The sequence below is a fragment of the Reinekea marinisedimentorum genome, from assembly GCF_004341165.1.
Lineage (GTDB): Bacteria > Pseudomonadota > Gammaproteobacteria > Pseudomonadales > Natronospirillaceae > Reinekea > Reinekea marinisedimentorum.
In genome coordinates, this window is the sequence record NZ_SLZR01000003.1 from 18,640 (window position 1) to 37,228 (window position 18,589).

10 protein-coding genes are annotated in these 18,589 nt (G+C 53.1%); 4 read left to right on the forward strand and 6 right to left on the reverse strand.

The genetic code is table 11. The features are described from left to right. Positions 1 to 306 precede the first annotated feature (306 nt). Entirely contained in the window at positions 307 to 5,751 is a 5,445-nt protein-coding gene (locus tag BCF53_RS04295; RefSeq protein ID WP_132700278.1) for a choice-of-anchor L domain-containing protein, read from the forward strand. Positions 5,752 to 5,856: 105 nt separating this feature from the next. On the opposite strand, the gene BCF53_RS04300 is transcribed toward BCF53_RS04295, so the two are convergent. The 5 genes from BCF53_RS04300 to BCF53_RS04320 form a co-directional block, all read right to left on the reverse strand. Continuing rightward, the gene (locus BCF53_RS04300; protein WP_132700280.1) at positions 5,857 to 6,783 is read right to left on the reverse strand and encodes an ABC transporter permease; all 927 of its coding nucleotides are present in this window, start codon (positions 6,781 to 6,783) and stop codon (positions 5,857 to 5,859) included. A 3-nt stretch (positions 6,784 to 6,786) separates the two neighbouring features. Further along, positions 6,787 to 7,878, reverse strand: a complete 1,092-nt coding sequence (locus tag BCF53_RS04305) for an ABC transporter permease (RefSeq protein ID WP_207902653.1) — start codon at positions 7,876 to 7,878, stop codon at positions 6,787 to 6,789. Positions 7,879 to 7,892: 14 nt separating this feature from the next. Continuing rightward, positions 7,893 to 9,416 carry an ABC transporter ATP-binding protein gene (locus tag BCF53_RS04310; RefSeq protein ID WP_243645766.1) on the reverse strand — a complete coding sequence of 508 codons (1,524 nt, stop codon included), beginning with the start codon at positions 9,414 to 9,416 and terminating at the stop codon, positions 7,893 to 7,895. Between the two features lie 46 nt (positions 9,417 to 9,462). After that, positions 9,463 to 10,452, reverse strand: coding sequence for an isopenicillin N synthase family dioxygenase (locus BCF53_RS04315; RefSeq protein ID WP_132700284.1), 990 nt, complete (start codon positions 10,450 to 10,452; stop codon positions 9,463 to 9,465). Positions 10,453 to 10,539: 87 nt separating this feature from the next. After that, positions 10,540 to 11,631: a BMP family ABC transporter substrate-binding protein gene (locus BCF53_RS04320; RefSeq protein WP_132700286.1), complete on the reverse strand. Its 1,092-nt coding sequence runs from the start codon at positions 11,629 to 11,631 to the stop codon at positions 10,540 to 10,542. 372 nt (positions 11,632 to 12,003) lie between these two features. On the opposite strand from BCF53_RS04320, the gene BCF53_RS04325 reads away from it, so the two are divergent. From BCF53_RS04325 to BCF53_RS04335, 3 genes are all read left to right on the forward strand, one after another. Further along, positions 12,004 to 14,847: a DUF2339 domain-containing protein gene (locus BCF53_RS04325; protein WP_132700287.1), complete on the forward strand. Its 2,844-nt coding sequence runs from the start codon at positions 12,004 to 12,006 to the stop codon at positions 14,845 to 14,847. Next, on the forward strand, positions 14,848 to 16,326 hold the full coding sequence (locus BCF53_RS04330) for a DUF3999 family protein (RefSeq protein WP_132700288.1): 1,479 nt from the start codon (positions 14,848 to 14,850) through the stop codon (positions 16,324 to 16,326). It abuts the gene before it with no gap. 77 nt (positions 16,327 to 16,403) lie between these two features. Next, entirely contained in the window at positions 16,404 to 16,937 is a 534-nt protein-coding gene (locus BCF53_RS04335) for a DUF4403 family protein (protein ID WP_132700289.1), read from the forward strand. 100 nt (positions 16,938 to 17,037) lie between these two features. On the opposite strand, the gene BCF53_RS04340 is transcribed toward BCF53_RS04335, so the two are convergent. Further along, entirely contained in the window at positions 17,038 to 18,429 is a 1,392-nt protein-coding gene (locus BCF53_RS04340) for an aminotransferase family protein (protein WP_207902654.1), read from the reverse strand. Between the last annotated feature and the right edge of the window lie 160 nt (positions 18,430 to 18,589).

Here is an 18,589-nt window from a genome sequence, read left to right on the forward strand (position 1 = left end):
AAGTGCAATTGGCACCGCGCAGCACGAGCTTAGCCTTCTAACGGGCGAAAATTCTGGTACTCGCTTTTAAGCCGATGTTTTCAATGTACACCGGATAATTAACCAAAAAACAAGCGAACAAGCTCCCTTCAGATCATCAGTTTGAACAGCTAATTGTGAACTGAGTCCCAGTTAACATTTAGTGATTTTAGTCACAAATAAATGCGGACTGGTTCAAGCAATTGCTCTCACTTAGCTTATAAATTTTGAATCTTCAAGTAACTTTGTCGCAATTAGTCGGTTTGACTTTTTGTGAAGGAGTACTTTGTGATTCGAAACCCTCTATCAGTTACTGAAAAGAAATCTTTTCAGACATTTTCCTGTTGTTCTCTGATTGGCCTGGTTTTTGGAGCCGCACCTGTTTTCGCTGAAAGCGTCTCAGTCAAAGACGACCTGACGGTAACAACCGATAGTCTTGTGACAGCATTGCAGGGCGATGGCGTAACCATTAACAGCCCTGTTTTTAGTGGTTACGATGCGCAGGTTGGAAGCTTTTCAGATTTCAGTTTTCTGCTGGGTGATGACTTTTCCAGCGGCGTTATTTTAAGTACCGGCAACGCTGTAAACGTTGTTTCCAGTACCAATACCAGTTCGAAGTTTTCTACGCGCTTCGATAAACAATCATACGATGATCCCGACCTGGGAGATGACCTCTACGACGCTGTTAAGTTCACGTTTGAAGTTGTGCCGGAGTACGACACTCTGGTCTTTGATTTTATTTTTGGCTCCGATGAATACCTTGAATGGGTTGACCAGGGCTACAGCGATACGTTGCGAATTCTGGTCGAAGGTGAAGACTGTGCTCTGACTGCAGACGGTCAGGTGTTTAGCATCGATACGGTCAACGACGAAGATAATGCCTACCTGTTTATCGATAACACCGACTCTGACTACGCTACGGAAATGGACGGCTTTACCGAACGTGTATCCTGCCGGGTTTCAGTAACTCCGGGAAAATCCCACAGTGTCGTGGTCGGTCTTTCTGACGTGGGTGATGCGGTTTACGATTCCTGGGCCTTCTTCAGAACCAAGAGCCTTTATTCTACCCATAGCTCAGATTACGGCGATGCCCCGGATAGCTACGCAACGCTCTCGGCATCGGAAGGTGCGTCTCATGTTGTCACCGAAGGTGTGTATTTAGGTGAATCCGTGGCTGGCGATGCCGATGGGTTTGGCGATGGTATTGACGACAGCAATGGCCTGGCAACCGATGATGAATATGATGACGGGGTAGCCAGCCTGACCGGTTTGGATGTAATACACACGGATTACAGCCTGACCGTAAACGCGACCTCGATCAATGGCGAAAACTCTACGGTACGCGGATGGATTGACTTCGACCTGGATGGCGTTTTCCAGGAAGATGAAGCCTCCGATGCGGTGACCGTCAGTGCTGGCAGCTATCAGCAGGAGGTGACTTTAACCTGGACAGAGCTGAATGGCAGTGGTGCCGATATGTATGCCGGTGCCACCTATGCTCGAATTCGTATCGCCAATTCAGATGAAGAACTTAGTGCTGCGAGCTTCTCCGGTACCTTTGCGACGGGTGAGGTTGAAGATTACGCCATGGAGATTACCGCGTCCTATGACACTACGGCGCCGGTTGTTTCCATTAATAATCCCATCGAAGTGACGTCGGATAATCAGACCAGTTACACCGTATCGGGCAGCTGTACTTATGGTGATAACGATGTTTCCGTCTCTGTCGAGAGTGCTTCGCCGGCGAATCAATCCGTTGTTTGTACCAGCGATGGAACCTGGTCGGCTACTTTCGATGTTTCGGATGTTGAAGAGGGCAGTGCCACGGTCGTTATCAATGCCAGTCAAACCGACATCAGTGGTAATGAGGGGGTAGCGGAAACCGTTTATGCCGATAAGTCTGCAACTTACCCCGGGGTCAGCATTGAAAATGTGCCTGCAATCAGTACAGCTGCTTTTACCGCGACCTTTGAGTTTACCGAAGATGTGACGGATTTCGAACTTGTCGACATCAGCGTCACCAATGCAACGGTCAGTGATTTTTCTGCGGCAGATGGCGACAGCTACAGCGCTTTGATAACGCCGCAGGAACAGGGCACAGTGACGATTGATGTTGCAGCCGGAATCGCTTTCGACAGCACCGGCATGGCTAACGTGGCTGCAGTGCAGGCAACCAGCCTGTACGACGACGGCATTGACCCGACCATTTCGATTACCGATAACGGCACCCATGGCGATGACCTGTTCAATGCCAGCGAGGCAAGCAGCATCTCGATCAGTGGACTAACCGATGCCGAAGATGATCAGCAGGTGACGGTCGTGCTAACCGATGGCACAAATACAGTGAAAGCTTACGATACCGTTGTAGACGGCAGCTGGAGTGTTTCAGAAATCGACATCAGTGGCTTTAATGACGGAGACATTCTGATCACCGCCGATGTCAGTGATGAGTTTGGCAATGCTGCACCTTCGGCTGAACAGACCGTAACGCTGGCAGCACAACTGCCAGAAATAACTGCGGATGTTGTCGGCCCTACCAGTGATACAACACCGGAATTTACTGGCACGACCGATCAGGCCGATGGCACGGTAGTCTCTGTATACGATGAGAACGCTGAGCTGGTTTGCAGTGCTGTGGTGTCTGCCGGTGCCTGGGCGTGTACCCCGGCAACGGCGATCGATGAAGGTGATTACATCTATACGGCCGAGGTGACCGACGCTAACGACAATACACAGGTGATAAGTGTCTATGTCTGGATTGACCAGGACAGTGATAACGACGGTATTCCTGATGTTATCGAAGGCGATACAGACACCGACGGTGACGGCAAGGTCGATTCAGAAGACACCGATTCGGATAACGATGGTATTTACGATTACGAAGAGGGTACTGCCGTCACACTCACCGGTACCGACAGCGATGCCGATGGTATTGATGATGCGATCGATGTAGACGAAACCGGCGGTGACGATGCGAATGACAATGGCATTGATGATGCGTACGAAGGTGTTGATTCCGATGGCGATGGTGTGATCGATACACTGGATGCTGACTCCGATAACGATGGTATTCCGGATCTAATCGAAGGCTTTAGCGATAGCGACGACGATGGCATAGCCGACTATTTGGATCTCGATTCCGATGGCGATGGCATTCCGGATGTTCTGGAGAACACCCAAACCCCGGAATTGCTCGGTTCAGATAGCGATGCTGACGGCATTGATGATGCTATTGATGTTGATGAAACCGGTGGAAGCGACAATGACTACGATGGCATTGATGACAGCTTTGAACCGACCGATACCGACGGTGATGGCATTGCGGATTACCTCGATACAGACAGCGATAACGACACCGTGCCTGATGTTGTAGAGGCTGGAAATATTCCTGCGTTGACCGGTGTCGATTCCGACAGCGATGGCCTGGATGATGCCTTAGATGTTGACGCAACCGGCGGCACCGATGGCGATGGCAACGGTGTTGACGATGAGTATGAACTGAGCGATACCGATGGCGATGGCCTTGCCGACTTCATCGACCTGGACAGCGATAACGACAGTATCGCGGATGAAACCGAAAGCGGCTCCAGTGGCGAAGATGCAAACGACAACGGCCTTGATGACAGCTACGACGTGTTAATAACCGGCGGCACCGACAGTGACAATGACGGCATCGACGATGATGTTGTTCCGGCCGATGAAGATGGCGACGGCATCGCCAACATGCAGGACCTGGACAGCGATAACGATGGCCTGATGGATGTCATTGAAGCAGGCTCTGCCGACGCTGATGACAACGGACTGGTTGATGACGATACGCTGACTTACGACCCGCCGGATACCGATAGCGATGGTAAAGACGATTACCTGGATGTTGACAGTGACAACGATGGCGTAAGCGATGCGGCAAACAGTGAAGCTGAGCCCTACGATACCGACAACGATGGTGTCATCGATGAAGCTTACAGCGAAGATACCGACGGTGACGGTATTGCCGATGTCGTTGACCAGGCGGATGCTACCTTTGGCAATGCGCTGGACAGTGATTCCGACGGCATAGAGGACAGCACAGATCTTGACGATGACAACGATGGTATTCCGGATGCGGTAGAAGCGCCGGGTGGCATCGATATAGACAGCGATGCTGACGGCATTGTTGATCGGCTGGATCTTGACAGCGATGGCGACAGCATAACCGATGCGATTGAAGCTCAGGGCGATATGAATGCCGATGCCGACTGGGATGGCATCATTGATAACTTTACGGATACAAATGCAGATGGTCTGGACGACAGTGTTTCGCCGTTAACCGGCGTGATCGATACCGACAGTGACGGTACCGAGGATTACCTCGATCTTAACAGTGATGGCGATGACTACAGCGATGCCACTGAAAATGACGATTACAACGAAGACGGTGTGATTGACAGTATTCAGGCGGCAAAAGAGCTGACCACAGCGGTGCGCGGTATCGGCAGTTTTGGGCTGGAATTTTTACTGGCACTGCCACTGCTGTTGCTTGCCCGGCGCTCAAAGCCGGTTCGTTCCACAATGCAGCCATTGGCGGCATTCGCATTACTGAGTATTGCTGGGCTGGCATATCTCCCGGCACCGGTGAGCGCGCATGAGGCCATTGCTATTCGTTATGTTGTCGACAGTGACGAGTACGGCAGTGAAATTTATCAGCCAGAGCATCACGGCGATGCCGACAAAGCCGGGCTTTCTTATGTGTCGGGCTGGTACATTGGCGCTGGGTTGGGCGGCAGCCACGTTGAACCCGAAGGCAGTTCAGATGGCTTCTATACCGATGATGATTCCAGCTGGGGTTACACCCTGTTTATTGGCAATCGCTTTCTGCCTCATTGGAGTGGTGAGTTTTCTTTTACCGACTTAGGTGAGGCCGGGCTGACCAACTCAAACCCGGCAATAGCGGCGTCGGTTCCTGATGCGGCAATTAGCTATCAGGTGCCGTCCCTGTCGGCTATGTACCATTTATTGAGTCCGAACAGCCCGTTTGATGTATATGGCCGTGCCGGATTGTCGGTCATCCTTAACGAGGCTTCCGATGACAGCATTCCTTTCACCAGTGAGACCGCGTTCCAGCTGAGTTTGGGCGCCGGTGCATCCTGGCGTTTTGCTGAACACTGGCTGCTGCGTGCCGAGGCGAGCAGTTTTGATGACGATGCGGCTTATTATGGCCTATCGCTGGCCTATATTTTCGCCCGTCATCAGCAACACCCGGAGCCGGAAGCAGTGGCGCCGACACCGAGAGAAATAGTTGTTGTCGAACCGCTGAAGAAGCCGGAGCCGGTGGTGGCCGAAGTGATTCCGGAGCCTGCAACCATTGAGATGGTCTGTGAAGACTTTAATGGAGTGATGGATAGCATTCAGTTTAAAACCGGTTCATACGATTTGACTGATGAAAGCGGTGCGGCATTGAACTCTGTTGTCGATTCCATGCTGCGCTACCCGGAGCTGGCCATTAAGGTTGAGGCGCATACCGACAGCATTGGGGATGCCGAGTTCAACCAGACGCTCTCTGAAAAACGTGCAGAATCGGTTAAAGCCTATCTCACCAGCTTCGATGTAGAGGGTAGCCGGATTGAACTGGCAGGCTATGGTGAGTCTGTGCCGATAGCTTCAAACGATACCGTTGAGGGCAGGGCGCTTAACCGTCGTGTTGAGTTCCAGGTAACCAACAACCAGATTTGCCGGCCCGAAAGTGTTGAGTAACTGGCCCGTATACTGAAGCTTTTTTAGTTTCAGTGAGCAAGCAATTGGCGAAGAAGTGAACTGAAGGCGCTCCGCAGCAAGAAAGCTGCGGAGCGTTTTTTTTAATTAGGATTTTGCGTAAAAAGGCCGGCCTAAAGAAACCGGCGCAACCAAGCGATTATTCAGCTTATCGCGCGACAGCATCACCAATACCACGATGGTGGCCAGGTACGGCAATATCGCCAGCAGGTTAGGTGAAATAGCAACCCCCAGCCCCTGAAATACCAGATGCAGAATCGACATTAAGCCAAATAGCCAGGCCCCCAGCAGTACGCGCTCGGCTTTCCAGCTGGCGAAGACCACCAGTGCCAGGGCGATCCAGCCGCGACCGGAAGACATGTTTTCTACCCACAAAGGCGTATAGGCCAGCGATAAATAACCGCCGGCAAGCCCCGCCATAGCGCCGCCAAAAATGATGGCCAGATAGCGAATGCGAAACACCGGCAAGCCAATGGCGTGTGCGGAATCCGGGTTTTCACCGACGGCTTTAAGCATCAGCCCGGCGCGCGAGTGATTAATAAACCAGTAAACCCCACCAAAAATCACGAATGAGAGATACACCAGCAGGTCCTGACCAAACAGCATGCGCCCAATGAGAGGCAGGTCGGTCAGTACCGGAATGAAGATCGGGTCGAGCCCCTGAACCGGTTTACCGACAAAGCCGGCACCGATAAAGGCCGATAGCCCGGTGCCGAAAATGGTCAGTGCCAGCCCGGTGGCCACCTGATTGGCGAACAGTTCTTGAGTAATCAGCCCGAAGATCAGCGACATCAGCACGCCGGAAAGCATCGCCAGCGCAAAGCCCAGAACAAGGCTGCCGGTGGTGAGGGTGGCAATAAAGCCAATCACCGCGCCCATCAGCATCATGCCTTCCTGGCCCAGGTTGAGCACGCCGCTCTTTTCGCAGATCAGCTCACCCAGTGCGACGATGAGCAGGGGCGTACCGGTGCGCACCATGGCGTAAAGGATGTTGGTAATTAGATCGATATCCATAAATTATCCCTCTGTGCGGAGCGCAGATGCGGGTTTACGCGGGCCAGACCAGCGCAAACGGAAGTTGATGAAGACATCGCATGCCAGTAAATAGAACAGCAGCATGCCCTGAAACAGATTGGTTAACGCCAGCGGCAACCCCAGTTCGATCTGAGCCATTTCGCCGCCCATATACAGCAAGCCCATCAGAAACGTAGCCAGCACAATACCGAACGGGTTCAGCCGCCCTAAAAAGGCAACAATGATGGCGGCATAGCCATAACCCGGCGAAACACTGGGAATAAGCTGGCCAATGGGGCCGGCTACCTCGCTGATGCCGGCAAGGCCAGCCAATCCGCCACTGATGAGCATGGTGAGGTAGGTTAAATGTTTGCCTTTAAAGCCCGACAAGCGCGCCGCGCCATGGTCCATGCCGATGACCCGAATCTGAAAACCAATAAAGGAATGGCTCATCAGCACCCAAATGGCAACCACGGCCAGCAGTGCCAGTGCCAGGCCGAAATGAACGCGCGTACCTTCAATCAGTATTGGCATCAGTGCAGAATCGCCAAACATGGCCGATTCCGGGAAATTGAAACCCTGCGGGTCTTTCAGAGGCCCGTGAACACCCCAGAGCAGAATGTTCAGCGCAATGTAATTCATCATGATGGTGGTGAGAATTTCATTGCTGTTGAAGTGGACCTTCAGGAACGCCGCAATACCCGACCACAGCATGCCGCCAAGTACACCGCTGATCATAACTAATGGCAACACCCAGAAGCCTTCGGCATCAATCAGCTGAAGCGCAACCACGCCGCCCGTTAAAGCGCCCATCAACAGCTGGCCTTCGGCCCCGATGTTCCAGATTTGGGCCTTAAAAACCACAGAGAGCCCAATGGCACAAATCAGAATGGGCGTGGCCTTAACGGCCAGTTCCGTCAGGCCATAAACGTCTGAAATAGGGGTGTAGAAGAGGGTGACCAGTGCGTGCCACGGGTTAATGCCCAGTGACGAAAACAGGATGACGCCGGTCAGTACGGTGAGCAAAAAAGCAAAGACAGGCGAGGCGTATGCCATCGCCTTTGAGCGTTCGCCCCTCGGTTCGAGTTTTATCATGATTGCAGTCTCCGTTAGCTGGCGGCCTGAAAATCGCCGGCCATTTGTCGGCCAACAATTTCAATAGATGCGTGTTCGGTTGGGGTGAGGGGTGAAATACGGCCATCGCAGATGGCGCCAATGCGGTCTGCAATCAGGAACAGTTCATCAATATCTTCCGAGACCACCAGGATGGCAGCGCCCTGATTGCGCAGTGCAATCAACGCTTTGTGAATGGCCGTTGCCGCGCCTATATCGACACCCCAGGTAGGGTGCGCGGCGACAAGAATGTCTGGCTGCTGCAGTATTTCCCGGCCAATAATGAATTTTTGCAGGTTACCGCCGGAAAGGCTGTTGGCGGTGGCTTCCCGGCCCGCTGTTTTCACCTGAAATTCGTTGTTGATACGGTCGGTAAAGTTGCGGGTGCGGTTCCAGTGCACAAAACCCTTTCTCAGTAAGTTCATCAGAAAGCCGGTGAGCAGCGAGTTTTCAGTCAGGCTCATATCCGGTATGGCACCGCGGCCGAGTCGCTCTTCCGGTACAAAGCCCAGGCCCAAGGCCCGGCGATGATTCGGTCGACGTTGTGCAACGTCCTGGCCTTTAAAAAACAGGGTGCCCGGTGGGCTGAGCGTTTCGCCACTCAGGCTGGCCAGCAGTTCTTCCTGGCCGTTACCGGCAACGCCGGCAATGCCGACTATTTCGCCCGCGTTAACCGTCAGGTTGATGTCTTTCAGTGACATACCAAAATGGCTTTCGCTGGGGATGCTCAGTTGCTTCACCTGTAACACCGGCTCGGTACCGAACTGTTTGGCAAAGGTGGCGGTGATGGGTGTGTCGGCGCCCACCATCATTCGGGCCAGGCTCGCGGCATCTTCATTTTCTGTCAGGCAATGGCCGGAAACCTCACCGGCGCGCAATACCGTAGCGCGGTGACAAAGGGCTTTTACCTCTTGCAGTTTATGGCTGATGAACAGAATGGAGCAGCCTTCGCTGGCCAGCTGGCGCAGGGTTTCAAAGAGGGTGTCGACCTCTTGCGGGGTCAATACCGAGGTGGGTTCATCCAGGATCAGCAACTTAATATCCTGCACCAGGCAGCGGACAATTTCGACGCGCTGGCGTTCGCCCACAGAAAGTGAATGAACCAGTCGGTCCGGCTGAATGGTCATGCCGTACTTTTCCGAAACGGCTTTAATTTTCTTCGCCAGGCTGGGCAGGTCGCCCGCCTCTTTACCCAGTGCCAGAGCAATGTTCTCGGTGACTGTGAGGGTGTCGAACAAAGAAAAATGCTGGAACACCATGCCAATGCCCATCTGCCGGGCAAAGGCCGGGTCTTTAATGGCGACTGGCTCGCCTTCCCAGAGAACATCCCCCTCATCCGGCTTGACCAGCCCGTAGATGACCTTCATCAGGGTGCTTTTGCCGGCGCCGTTTTCGCCCAGCAGGGCATGAATATCGCCGGCGTGAATGTCCAGATCGATCTTGTTATTTGCAACACAACCGGGGTAGCGCTTGGTTATGCCGCGTAATGAAAGCCGCAAAGGCGAAGAGTCTGTTATCACGAAAAATCCTCTAGTCGCAGGTGATGTAAATAATTGTGAGCGTGACTCAGGTTTCTGCAGTACTGGCTTCCGTGCGGTAGGCGTAGGTACTGTTAAAGCAGTAAATCATCCAATCGCCTGCAGATATGGGTTCATATTTTGGTGCTTCGCCTTCCTTGCAGCAATTGGGCAAACAGCTGACATCGGTATCAAAATCCGGCTCCACGAAGAACGGGATAGAGTAGCGCTCTTCAGAGGACGGGCTGTAAACGCGGTGGGGTGTCGACTTATAGCGGTCGTTGCTCCAACGGGCCATCATGTTGCCGATGTTGATTACAAAGCTGTCTGTAATGGGTGGTGCATCGACCCAGTTACCGTTCACGTCCTGTACCTGCAGTCCGCCCAGGTCGTCCTGCCATAAAATGGTGATGCAGCCGTAATCGGTATGGGCGCCCGCTGCCACCGGTTGCACCTCGGCTCCGGTTTCATCTTTGTGCGCTGTTCGTGGCGGGTAGTGTAAAAAGCGCAGCACACTGAGCGGGTGAGTGAATTTAGAGTCGAAGAAATCTTCATTAATGTTCAGTGCTATCGCCAGAGCGCTGAGTATCTTTTTCCCCAGGGCGAGCATATCCCAGTAGTGCTGCTCTAATATTTGCTGAAAGCCTTCAATACTTTCTGGGTACTGGTTGGGGCCGTAGAGCGGGCGTTTAGGGCCGATCAGTTCGTGGCCGGCCGGCAGGTTCAGCCCCATATCGAAGGATTCTTTCCAGTCGCCGGGCTTGCTCGGGTCTAGCTGCTCGGCGGCGGTCTCACCATAGCCGCGATGGTTGTTAGAAAGCTTTATCGAAATGCGCTGTTTTTCTGCAGCCGGCAGGGCAAAGAATTGCTCCGAAAGCTTGCGGATGGTGAGCATACGCTCTGCCGTAATGGGGTGTCCTGTCACGTAGAAAAAGCCACTGTTCTGGCAGGCAGTATCAATGGCCTGGGCAACGGTATACTTATTTGTATCGTTGGTTTCGTTGTAAAGCGGAGAGATATCGATGACGGGGATGTGCATTTACAAACCTCAAAATGCTGGGCCTTTCGGCAATTAGGCCGCACAAGTTGGCGGCCATAGGTAGGTAAAGTACGGGTGTTTAATGGGTTACTTAGGAATCTCGGCGTTGATGCCTTCTACATACCAATCCATCTGTTCCAGTTCATGGAAGGTAAGAGCAACACCTTCAGCAACCTTCAGTTCACCCTTGTTGTCTTTTAAAGGGCCCACCCATGGGTACAGGCTGCCGGATTTAATGTCTGCAATGATTTGTTCAGCATTGGCGACAACATCGGCAGGGATTGCACTGTTGAAGCTAGGAACGACAATCGCGCCTTCTTTCATGCCTTCAACCATGGCTTTAGATTCCCAGGTGCCGTCCATAACTGCCTGAATTTGATGGATGTAATGCGGAGACCATTCGTCGATGACCGATAGCAGGTGTGCATTCGGGCCGAAAGAAGACATATCGGAGGCCTGACCAACGGCATATTTACCGCGACGTTCAGCCGCCTGCATAGCCGCCGGTGAGTCGGTGTGCTGCAGAATAACGTCGACACCCTGGTCCATCATGGCATTGGCCGCATCGGCTTCTTTACCTGGATCGAACCAGCTGTTCACCCAAATAATTTTCAGCTCGGCTTCCGGGTTGTATTTATTCAGTGCTAACTGAACCGTGTTGATATCACGGATCACTTCAGGAATCGGGAAAGAGGCAATGTAACCAATCTTATTGGTTTCGGTCATTTCGGCCGCTACATAGCCGGCAACGTATCGGCCTTCGAAGGTTTTGGAAACGTAGGTGCCCATGTTTTTAGACAGCTTATAGCCGGTAGCGTGCTCGAATTTAACCTTCGGGAATTGCTTGGCAACCTTCAGTGTTGGGTTCATAAAGCCGAACGATGTTGTGAAGATCAGCTCATGGCCAGATTTGGCCAGATTGCGAATAACGCGCTCCGCATCGGCACCTTCCGCCACATTTTCAACGTAAGTGGTTTCTATTTTGTCTCCAAAATATTCTTCGGCTGAAAGACGACCCTGATCATGCTGATAAGACCAGCCGTGGTCGCCGATAGGGCCAACGTAAACAAAACCCACCTTAAGAGGGTCGGCTGCGAAGGCTGAGGAAATACTAAAGGTGGCGGCTAGGGCGCCGGTAGCAATGCCCGCTAAGAGCTTATTAAAGTGACGACGATTCATTGTGACTCTCCGGTTATGGCGATGGTGTGCCGAATTCTAAATTGATCAATCGGGCAACTTTGTAAGCAAAAAATTGACCAATGTCATATTTGTGTAATCCAAAATATTTGACATGGTTTCTGTCTGCTTTTCAGGGCGGTAGCCCGCTCTGTGGGTGTCAATTTCGGTGCGTCATAGAGCGATTCGTGCCCTAAGTTAGACTTTTCTGCTTGTTCTTAGGTTTATTTTGGTGCGTTCCGGGTGAAGGGAGTACGGCAGGCAGGCAGACTGCCGGTGCAAAGCAACGTGACTTCGACAATCACGACTGCGTTTTGATGTAACCCAGCTGATGTATGGTAGATTGGCCGGTGTCGAATAAAGGGTATTGATCGAATGGAAGGAATAACGGTGCTCCTCGGGCTGTTTGGGTTTTTGTTTTTTATCGGTATGCCGGTGGCGACCATCTACCTGCTAACGTGCAACCGCAGGCTGAATGCCGAGGTGGAAGGCTTAAACAAACGCCTCGGCCTGCTGGAAACCGGCGCGCAACTCAAGCCGGCGGCTACTTCGGCAGAAAGCGCAGCGAACGTTACTCCGCCAGCATTTACACCCGCTGAAGAACCCACAGAAACCGCTGTTGAAGAGCTGGAAGCCTATGCCACTGCTTTAGCGCAACCTGAACCGGGCGGTTCGGAGGTTGCTGCCGGGCACTTTGAAGCTGAGCCTGAAAAACCCACGGCTTACGCGGATGACCGGTCAGATTGGGCCGCGCGCGCCAGCGTAACGCAGCAAGCCGCGCAGGCGGTTGAACCGAGTCTGTTCAGTAAACTGATCACCGGAGTTATCGATAAGGTGAAGGCCTACTTTACCGAAGGTAATCTCATCGTTCGTGTCGGTGTCATAGTGTTGTTTTTCGGCGTCGCCTTTTTATTGCGTTATGCCGCAGAGCGCAGTGTGTTCCCGATTGAGCTGCGTATTGCCTGCGTTGGCCTGATTGGCATGGTCATTCTGCTGATAGGCTGGATGCAGCGGCACAAGCGGCGTATCTATGCGCTGGTGATGCAGGGTGGCGGTGTTGGCATTCTTTACATGACTGCCTTTGCCAGTGCCCGTTTTTATCAGCTGTTGCCGGCCGGGCTGGTTTTCGCGCTGATGGTTGTCATGGTTGTGATGGGTGCCATGCTGGCAATTCTTCAAAATGCGCGGGCTTTAGCCATTCTTGCGCTAACCGGAGGCTTTATGGCACCGGTGCTGACCTCTACCGGTGAAGGCAGCCACATTATGCTGTTCAGCTATTTTGCGGTACTCAATGTAGGTGTGGTGCTCATTGCGTTTTACAAACACTGGCGCTTACTGAATCTGGTCGGTTTTGCCTTCACCTTTGTGCTCTCCAGCCTTTGGGGCTTTACCAGCTATTCATTTGAGCATTACCTCAGTTGCCAGCTGTTCCTGATTTTGTTCTTCCTGTTTTATGCGGCTATCGGCAGTCTGTTTGCGCGTGATTTCACGGCAAGTGGTATCAGGGCCGTCGGTTATGTCGATGGCACACTGGTGTTTGGATTGCCGCTGGTTGCGTTCAGTATTCAGGTCGCGCTGGTGCAGGATATTAAGTTCGGATTGGCCTGGTCTGCGTTGGCGGCCGGCGTGTTTTATCTGCTGCTCACGCGCATTCTGTGGCTGCGTTTGGGGCAGAGGTTGCGGCTGTTGCTGGAGTCTTATCTGGCACTGGGCGTTGTATTCACCACACTGGTCATACCCTTTGCGCTGGAAGGCGAATGGATCACCACCGCCTGGGCACTCGAAGGTGCTGCGGTGTTATGGGTCAGTCTGCGTCAGAGCCGTAACCTCGGCGCAATCTTCGCTATTGGCCTGCAGTTTTTGGCGGGCGCGGCATTCTTTACATCCGCCGAGAGCAGCCAGAGCCCTCTGGTGTTTTTAAACAGCCATAGTCTCAGCTCGTTGCTGGTTGCATTCTCCGGGCTATACAGCGCTTATCTGCTGTACGATCAGTTCATTCGACCTCAAAAGCTGCAGAGCTGGCACGGCAAGCTGTCGTTACCGTTGTTGCTGTGGGGGTTGTTGTGGTGGTTTGTGAATGGCGCTGTTGAGTTGCTGGATAACTATATGTTCGATGGTCTGTCGTTGTTGCTGGTCTTTGTTGTCGCTTCCGTGGTGGCAATGTTGGCGTTGGCGAAACGATTGTCGTGGCATCATATGCGCTACGGCCTTTATGGGTTATTCGCGGTGGTTCCGGTGTTTACCGTTTTCACGCTGCTGCTTAATCGCCAGCCCTTCAATGATGGTTTCTGGTTGGCCTGGCCCATTGCCTGGGCAACCGGCTATGCCGCACTCTATTGGTGGGAGCACTATCAGGCGAGCTGGTTTGAGCGCGAAAGCGCGCTCAGTACGCCCGGCGCCAGCAGGCTTTGGCCCGGGTTCCACACGGTCAACCTGGTCTCTGTGGTGGTCATTACCGGCAAGTTTATTCACTGGCTGTTCGAAAGCAGGTTTGTCGGGCTGGGCGAAGCCTGGTCGCTTGCCTTATCAATGCTGCCCGCCATCGCTGCGACCCTGGCCATTCTTCGTATTCACCGGTGGCCATTTTCCGTTGCCGCTAATGCCTACCGGCGCGTGGCCATCGTGCCGCTGCTGGCCGGCCTGGCACTGTGGAGCCTGTTGATGGTTGGTAATCCCGGTGATGTGGGCCCGTTGCCTTACATACCGTTATTGAACATCGTGGATATTACGCAGGCGATTGTCTTCATTTGCCTGCTTAGCTGGTGGCATGCCGAGCGTAAAGCCGCGCTGCTGGTGCGTGACCAAAGCAGCCGTGTCTGGTTTTATTCCTTTGCCGGTGGCCTGGGTTTTATCTGGCTGAATGCGGTGCTGCTGCGCACCTTGCACCATTACTTTGGTATTGATTATCAGCCAGATGCGCTGTTTAACAGTGCTTCTGTGCAAGCCAGTCTGTCGGTTTTGTGGGCGCTGGCCGGCCTGGTACTGATGGTTGCTGCTAGCCGCAAGCAATGGCGCAGGCTCTGGCTTGTTGCGGCGGCGTTGCTCGGCGTTGTCGTCGTTAAGCTGTTCCTGGTCGATATGGCCGATACCGACACGCTGGCGTCGATAATCTCGTTTATTCTGGTTGGTTCACTGTTGCTGGTGATCGGCTTTGTCTCGCCGATTCCACCGCGCGCTGCTGCCACACAACCCCAAGCGCCGGAACAGGAGGCTGTATAGATGGCGACACCCACTTCAGCGGTTTTCGGAAAAGGCCTGACCGGCGCTTTGTTGGCCGCGCTGGTTTCCGTGCATGCTTCAGCAGAAAAGTTTGAGACGATTGCAAACCCGGTACCGGAAGATTTTGCCTATGGCGCCGAGCTGACGCTGACCACCCAGTTACCTTTGCAGTCCGTTCTTTTACCGGAAGCGTTGTATCGCGAGCAAACCTCGCATCTCGGTGATGACTTTCGTGTCTTTAACGCTGCCGGTTTGGCTGTTTCGATCAGCCGCTCGGTTGTACCAGAGCTGAACGGGCAAGAGAGCGTTTCAGAGCTGACCATCTTCCCGGTGCATGCAGATGAACTGAACACCCTTGCCGATATGCAATTGCTGGTTAGCCAAAACCCGGCGGGTACGACTATTCAGTTAACGCAGGAGCAGACCGGTTCACCTGAGGCAACAAAACAGCCAATGGTGAAAGCCTATATTGTCGTCTTGCCGGAGGCCTGGTTTGAAGGTTCAGTGCCGACGATCAGTGGAATCGAGTTCGACTGGGCGTTACCGGAATTCGGTTTCATTGAAGGTATAAACATAGAAACCAGTGCAGATCTGAAAAGCTGGCAGCGCTGGATCAGCGGAGAAAGCCTGTCGCGGTTGCAGTGGCAAAACGCCGAAGTCGGTAAGGCACGAATTGAACTTTCAGCTGTTAATCGCAGCGCCATACAACGCTATTGGCGGGTCAGCTGGCAGGGCGATGATGCCGTTGATATCCGCTCGGTCAGCGCCATTGTGCAAAACCGGCTGGAGCTGGATAACACCCAATGGCTGGACATCAACGGCCAATGGCAGATCGAAGAGCCGCAGGGTGGCAACGCCAATAACACAACGCTCAGCTTCCAGAATAGCAGCCGGTTACCGGTCAGCGGCTTGAGCCTTTTACCCAAAGAAGGCAACGGTTTTGTGGCCGGGCAGCTTTATTCGCGACCGACGGAAGAAAGCGACTGGACCAGACGCGCCAGCTTCAGTCAGTATCATATCGAGGTGAGCGAAAGCCAGCAGGTCACCAGTGAACCGGCTGGGTTTACGGCCAGCCGGGATGAATTCTGGAAGGTTGAGTTTAACACTGCCATGAGCCAAGCTCAGCTGAGCTACTGGAATTTAAAACTCGCCTGGACCCCACAGCGCATCAGCTTTATCCGTGAAGGTAATGAGCCTTTCCGGCTTGCCTGGGGTAACCCTTACGTCAGTACCCGTAACTCGGATCTGGGCTACCTGTATGATTTACTGACGCAGGATCAACAACGGCAGTTTCTGGAACAGCCAGCACGGGTGGGTGTTAAACAGACGCTGGGCGGTGCCGAGAAGCTTGAATTGAAGTCTTCTGCACCCTGGCGGGCGATCTTGCTTTGGGGCGCGTTGTTGCTCGGTGTTGCCTTAATGGCCTGGATGGCCGTGAGTTTGTCCCGGCAGATGCGGGCTGAAAGCCACCAGGCTTAGTAAAGGCCGGTTAAACAGCGGCGTGCTATGAATGCCGCTTGCTAAAATGCTGTTATTCACATCAGAGGAATCGAAGGATGAAAAAATCAGCTTACCTGGCTGCCTGGCTGGTGCTTTTTTGCACGCAAACCGCCAGTGCCCAGAGCATGGCAGACAAACTGATTGTTAAAGTATTAAACAAGCATATGCCGGCGGTGCTCTATGAGCATGCAAACCAGCAGTGGGATCTGGGCGTTTACAGCCTGCGGATCGACCGCGTGGGTATCCCGTCCTTTTCCAGCAGTGAAACGCAGTTGAAGCTGTCGTTTCCTATTGAGGCGCATATAACCGGTAAGGTTGAGCAGCAGCTGTTCGGCAACACCCTCGTGGTTAACTGCAATAACAGCTTTGCAACCGACAGCCATATTGATATTACACCGACACTGAGCAATGAAAGTTCAACCGTTAAGGTCAGCATGTTGGTTCCGATACCGGAGACCTACCTGAATTGCGATGGCCTGCGCGTGCCGATGAAAGCGATGCTCGAGAAGCTGATTGCAGAAAAGAAAGCCGAATGGGAGGCAGAACTGGAAACAGAACTGAATGGCCTGTTTAAGGAAATGGAAATTTAACCCGGCGGTAATTTGGGGTTCATATTAGTGAGCTCTATTAAAGAGACGGTTCCGGTCATTCGCAGACGCCCGGAACCGATTAGAAAGGCTGGGCAGTAAATTACCCGTTGGCCGCTTCTTTGATCGCATCAATCAGGGTGTAGGCAATAAACTCAACGTCCTGCTTGGTTAGCGTTAATACAGGGCACAGGCAAAGGGTGTTGTTGTATTTGGCAAACGAGCGGTTGGTTCGGCCAATAATTAACCCTTTCTGCATGCAGATACCCGCAACCTTGGCAGCGATGCTCTCATCCACCGGTTCTTTGCTGGCTTTATCGCTCACCAGTTCAATACCGACAAGCAGCCCCTGGCCGCGAATGTCGCCGATTAGCGGTGTTGTGCTCTGCATTTCTTTCAATATAGACAGCAGGTAGTCGCCCATTTCCCGGCTGTTTTCCACCAGGTTTTCATCTTCCAGAATACGCAGATTTTCCAGTGCTGCCGCCGGGCCTGCGGTGCAGCCGCCAAAGGTACTGATATCGCGGAAGTAAGCCTCACGCTCGCTCGGGTTATCCAAAAATTCGTTGAACACAGCCTCGGTGGTCACGGTACAGGAGATAGCCGCATAGCTTGAAGCCACACCCTTAGCCAGCGTCACGATATCCGGCTGAATACCGTAATGCTGGTAACCAAACCATTTACCGGTGCGGCCAAGCCCGCAAACCACTTCGTCGATGTGCAGCAGAACGTTGTATTTCTTGCAGATAGCCTGAATCTCCGGCCAGTAACCTTCCGGTGGAGTAATAACGCCGCCGCCCGCTGTAATGGGCTCCAGAATAACGGCACCTACGGTATCCGGGCCTTCCTTCAGGATGGCTTTCTCCAGTTCCTGAGCCGCCAGATAACCATAGTTTTCCACCTCGCCGAACTGGCTGCGGTACTCACAGCAGTGTGGGAATTCAACAAAGCCGGGTGCAAACGGGCCGTACTGGCCGCGGCGTTCTTCCTGGCCGGTGGCACTCAGCGTTGCAATGGTAGAGCCGTGGTAGTCGCGCTCGCGGTAGAGAATTTTGTGTTTCTTGCCGCCGTATTTCTTGTGCGCTATCTGACGCACTATCTTAAAGGCCTTTTCATTCGCTTCCGAGCCCGAGCTGGCATAGTACACGCGGCCCATTCCGGGCATTTTTTCCAGCAGCTTTTCGGCAAACTCAGCGGCAGGCAGGGTGCCGGCGGTGCCGGCAAAGAAGTTGAGCTGCACCAGTTGCTTGCTGATCGCCTCTGCAATGCTGGTGCGGCCATAGCCAACGTTGACACACCAGACACCGCCGGATGAGGCATCCAGATAGCTTTTCCCATGAATGTCCCAAACCCGTGACCCTTCACCCTTAACGATCATTAACGGGTCTTGCTTCTCGTGCAGACTGTGCTGGCTCAGGTGGTGCCAGACATTTGCTTTATCCTGCATGATCGCAGTTTGTTTGGCTTCAGCGGTATACAGTTCGCTCTGGTTCATAGGATTCTCCGGCTGGTGGGTAGATAGCTCTTAATGCTGATTACATTATTGGCACGGTGCTTCCGGCATTAGAGCCAGCCCATTGAATCACTGGGGCCAGCACTGGCTGGTACCATGGTGCGGCTGCAGCGAAATGAACCTCGATGGCTTTTTTGATAAT

What these genes read in the sequence shown, in the direction of transcription:
- BCF53_RS04300 (WP_132700280.1), bottom strand. Translation starts at nt 6,783, where the DNA reads ATGGATATCGATCTAATTACCAACATCCTTTACGCCATGGTGCGCACC.
- BCF53_RS04305 (WP_207902653.1), bottom strand. Translation starts at nt 7,878, where the DNA reads ATGATAAAACTCGAACCGAGGGGCGAACGCTCAAAGGCGATGGCATAC.
- BCF53_RS04315 (WP_132700284.1), bottom strand. Translation starts at nt 10,452, where the DNA reads ATGCACATCCCCGTCATCGATATCTCTCCGCTTTACAACGAAACCAAC.
- BCF53_RS04320 (WP_132700286.1), bottom strand. Translation starts at nt 11,631, where the DNA reads ATGAATCGTCGTCACTTTAATAAGCTCTTAGCGGGCATTGCTACCGGC.
- BCF53_RS04325 (WP_132700287.1), top strand. Translation starts at nt 12,004, where the DNA reads ATGGAAGGAATAACGGTGCTCCTCGGGCTGTTTGGGTTTTTGTTTTTT.
- BCF53_RS04330 (WP_132700288.1), top strand. Translation starts at nt 14,848, where the DNA reads ATGGCGACACCCACTTCAGCGGTTTTCGGAAAAGGCCTGACCGGCGCT.
- BCF53_RS04335 (WP_132700289.1), top strand. Translation starts at nt 16,404, where the DNA reads ATGAAAAAATCAGCTTACCTGGCTGCCTGGCTGGTGCTTTTTTGCACG.
- BCF53_RS04340 (WP_207902654.1), bottom strand. Translation starts at nt 18,429, where the DNA reads ATGAACCAGAGCGAACTGTATACCGCTGAAGCCAAACAAACTGCGATC.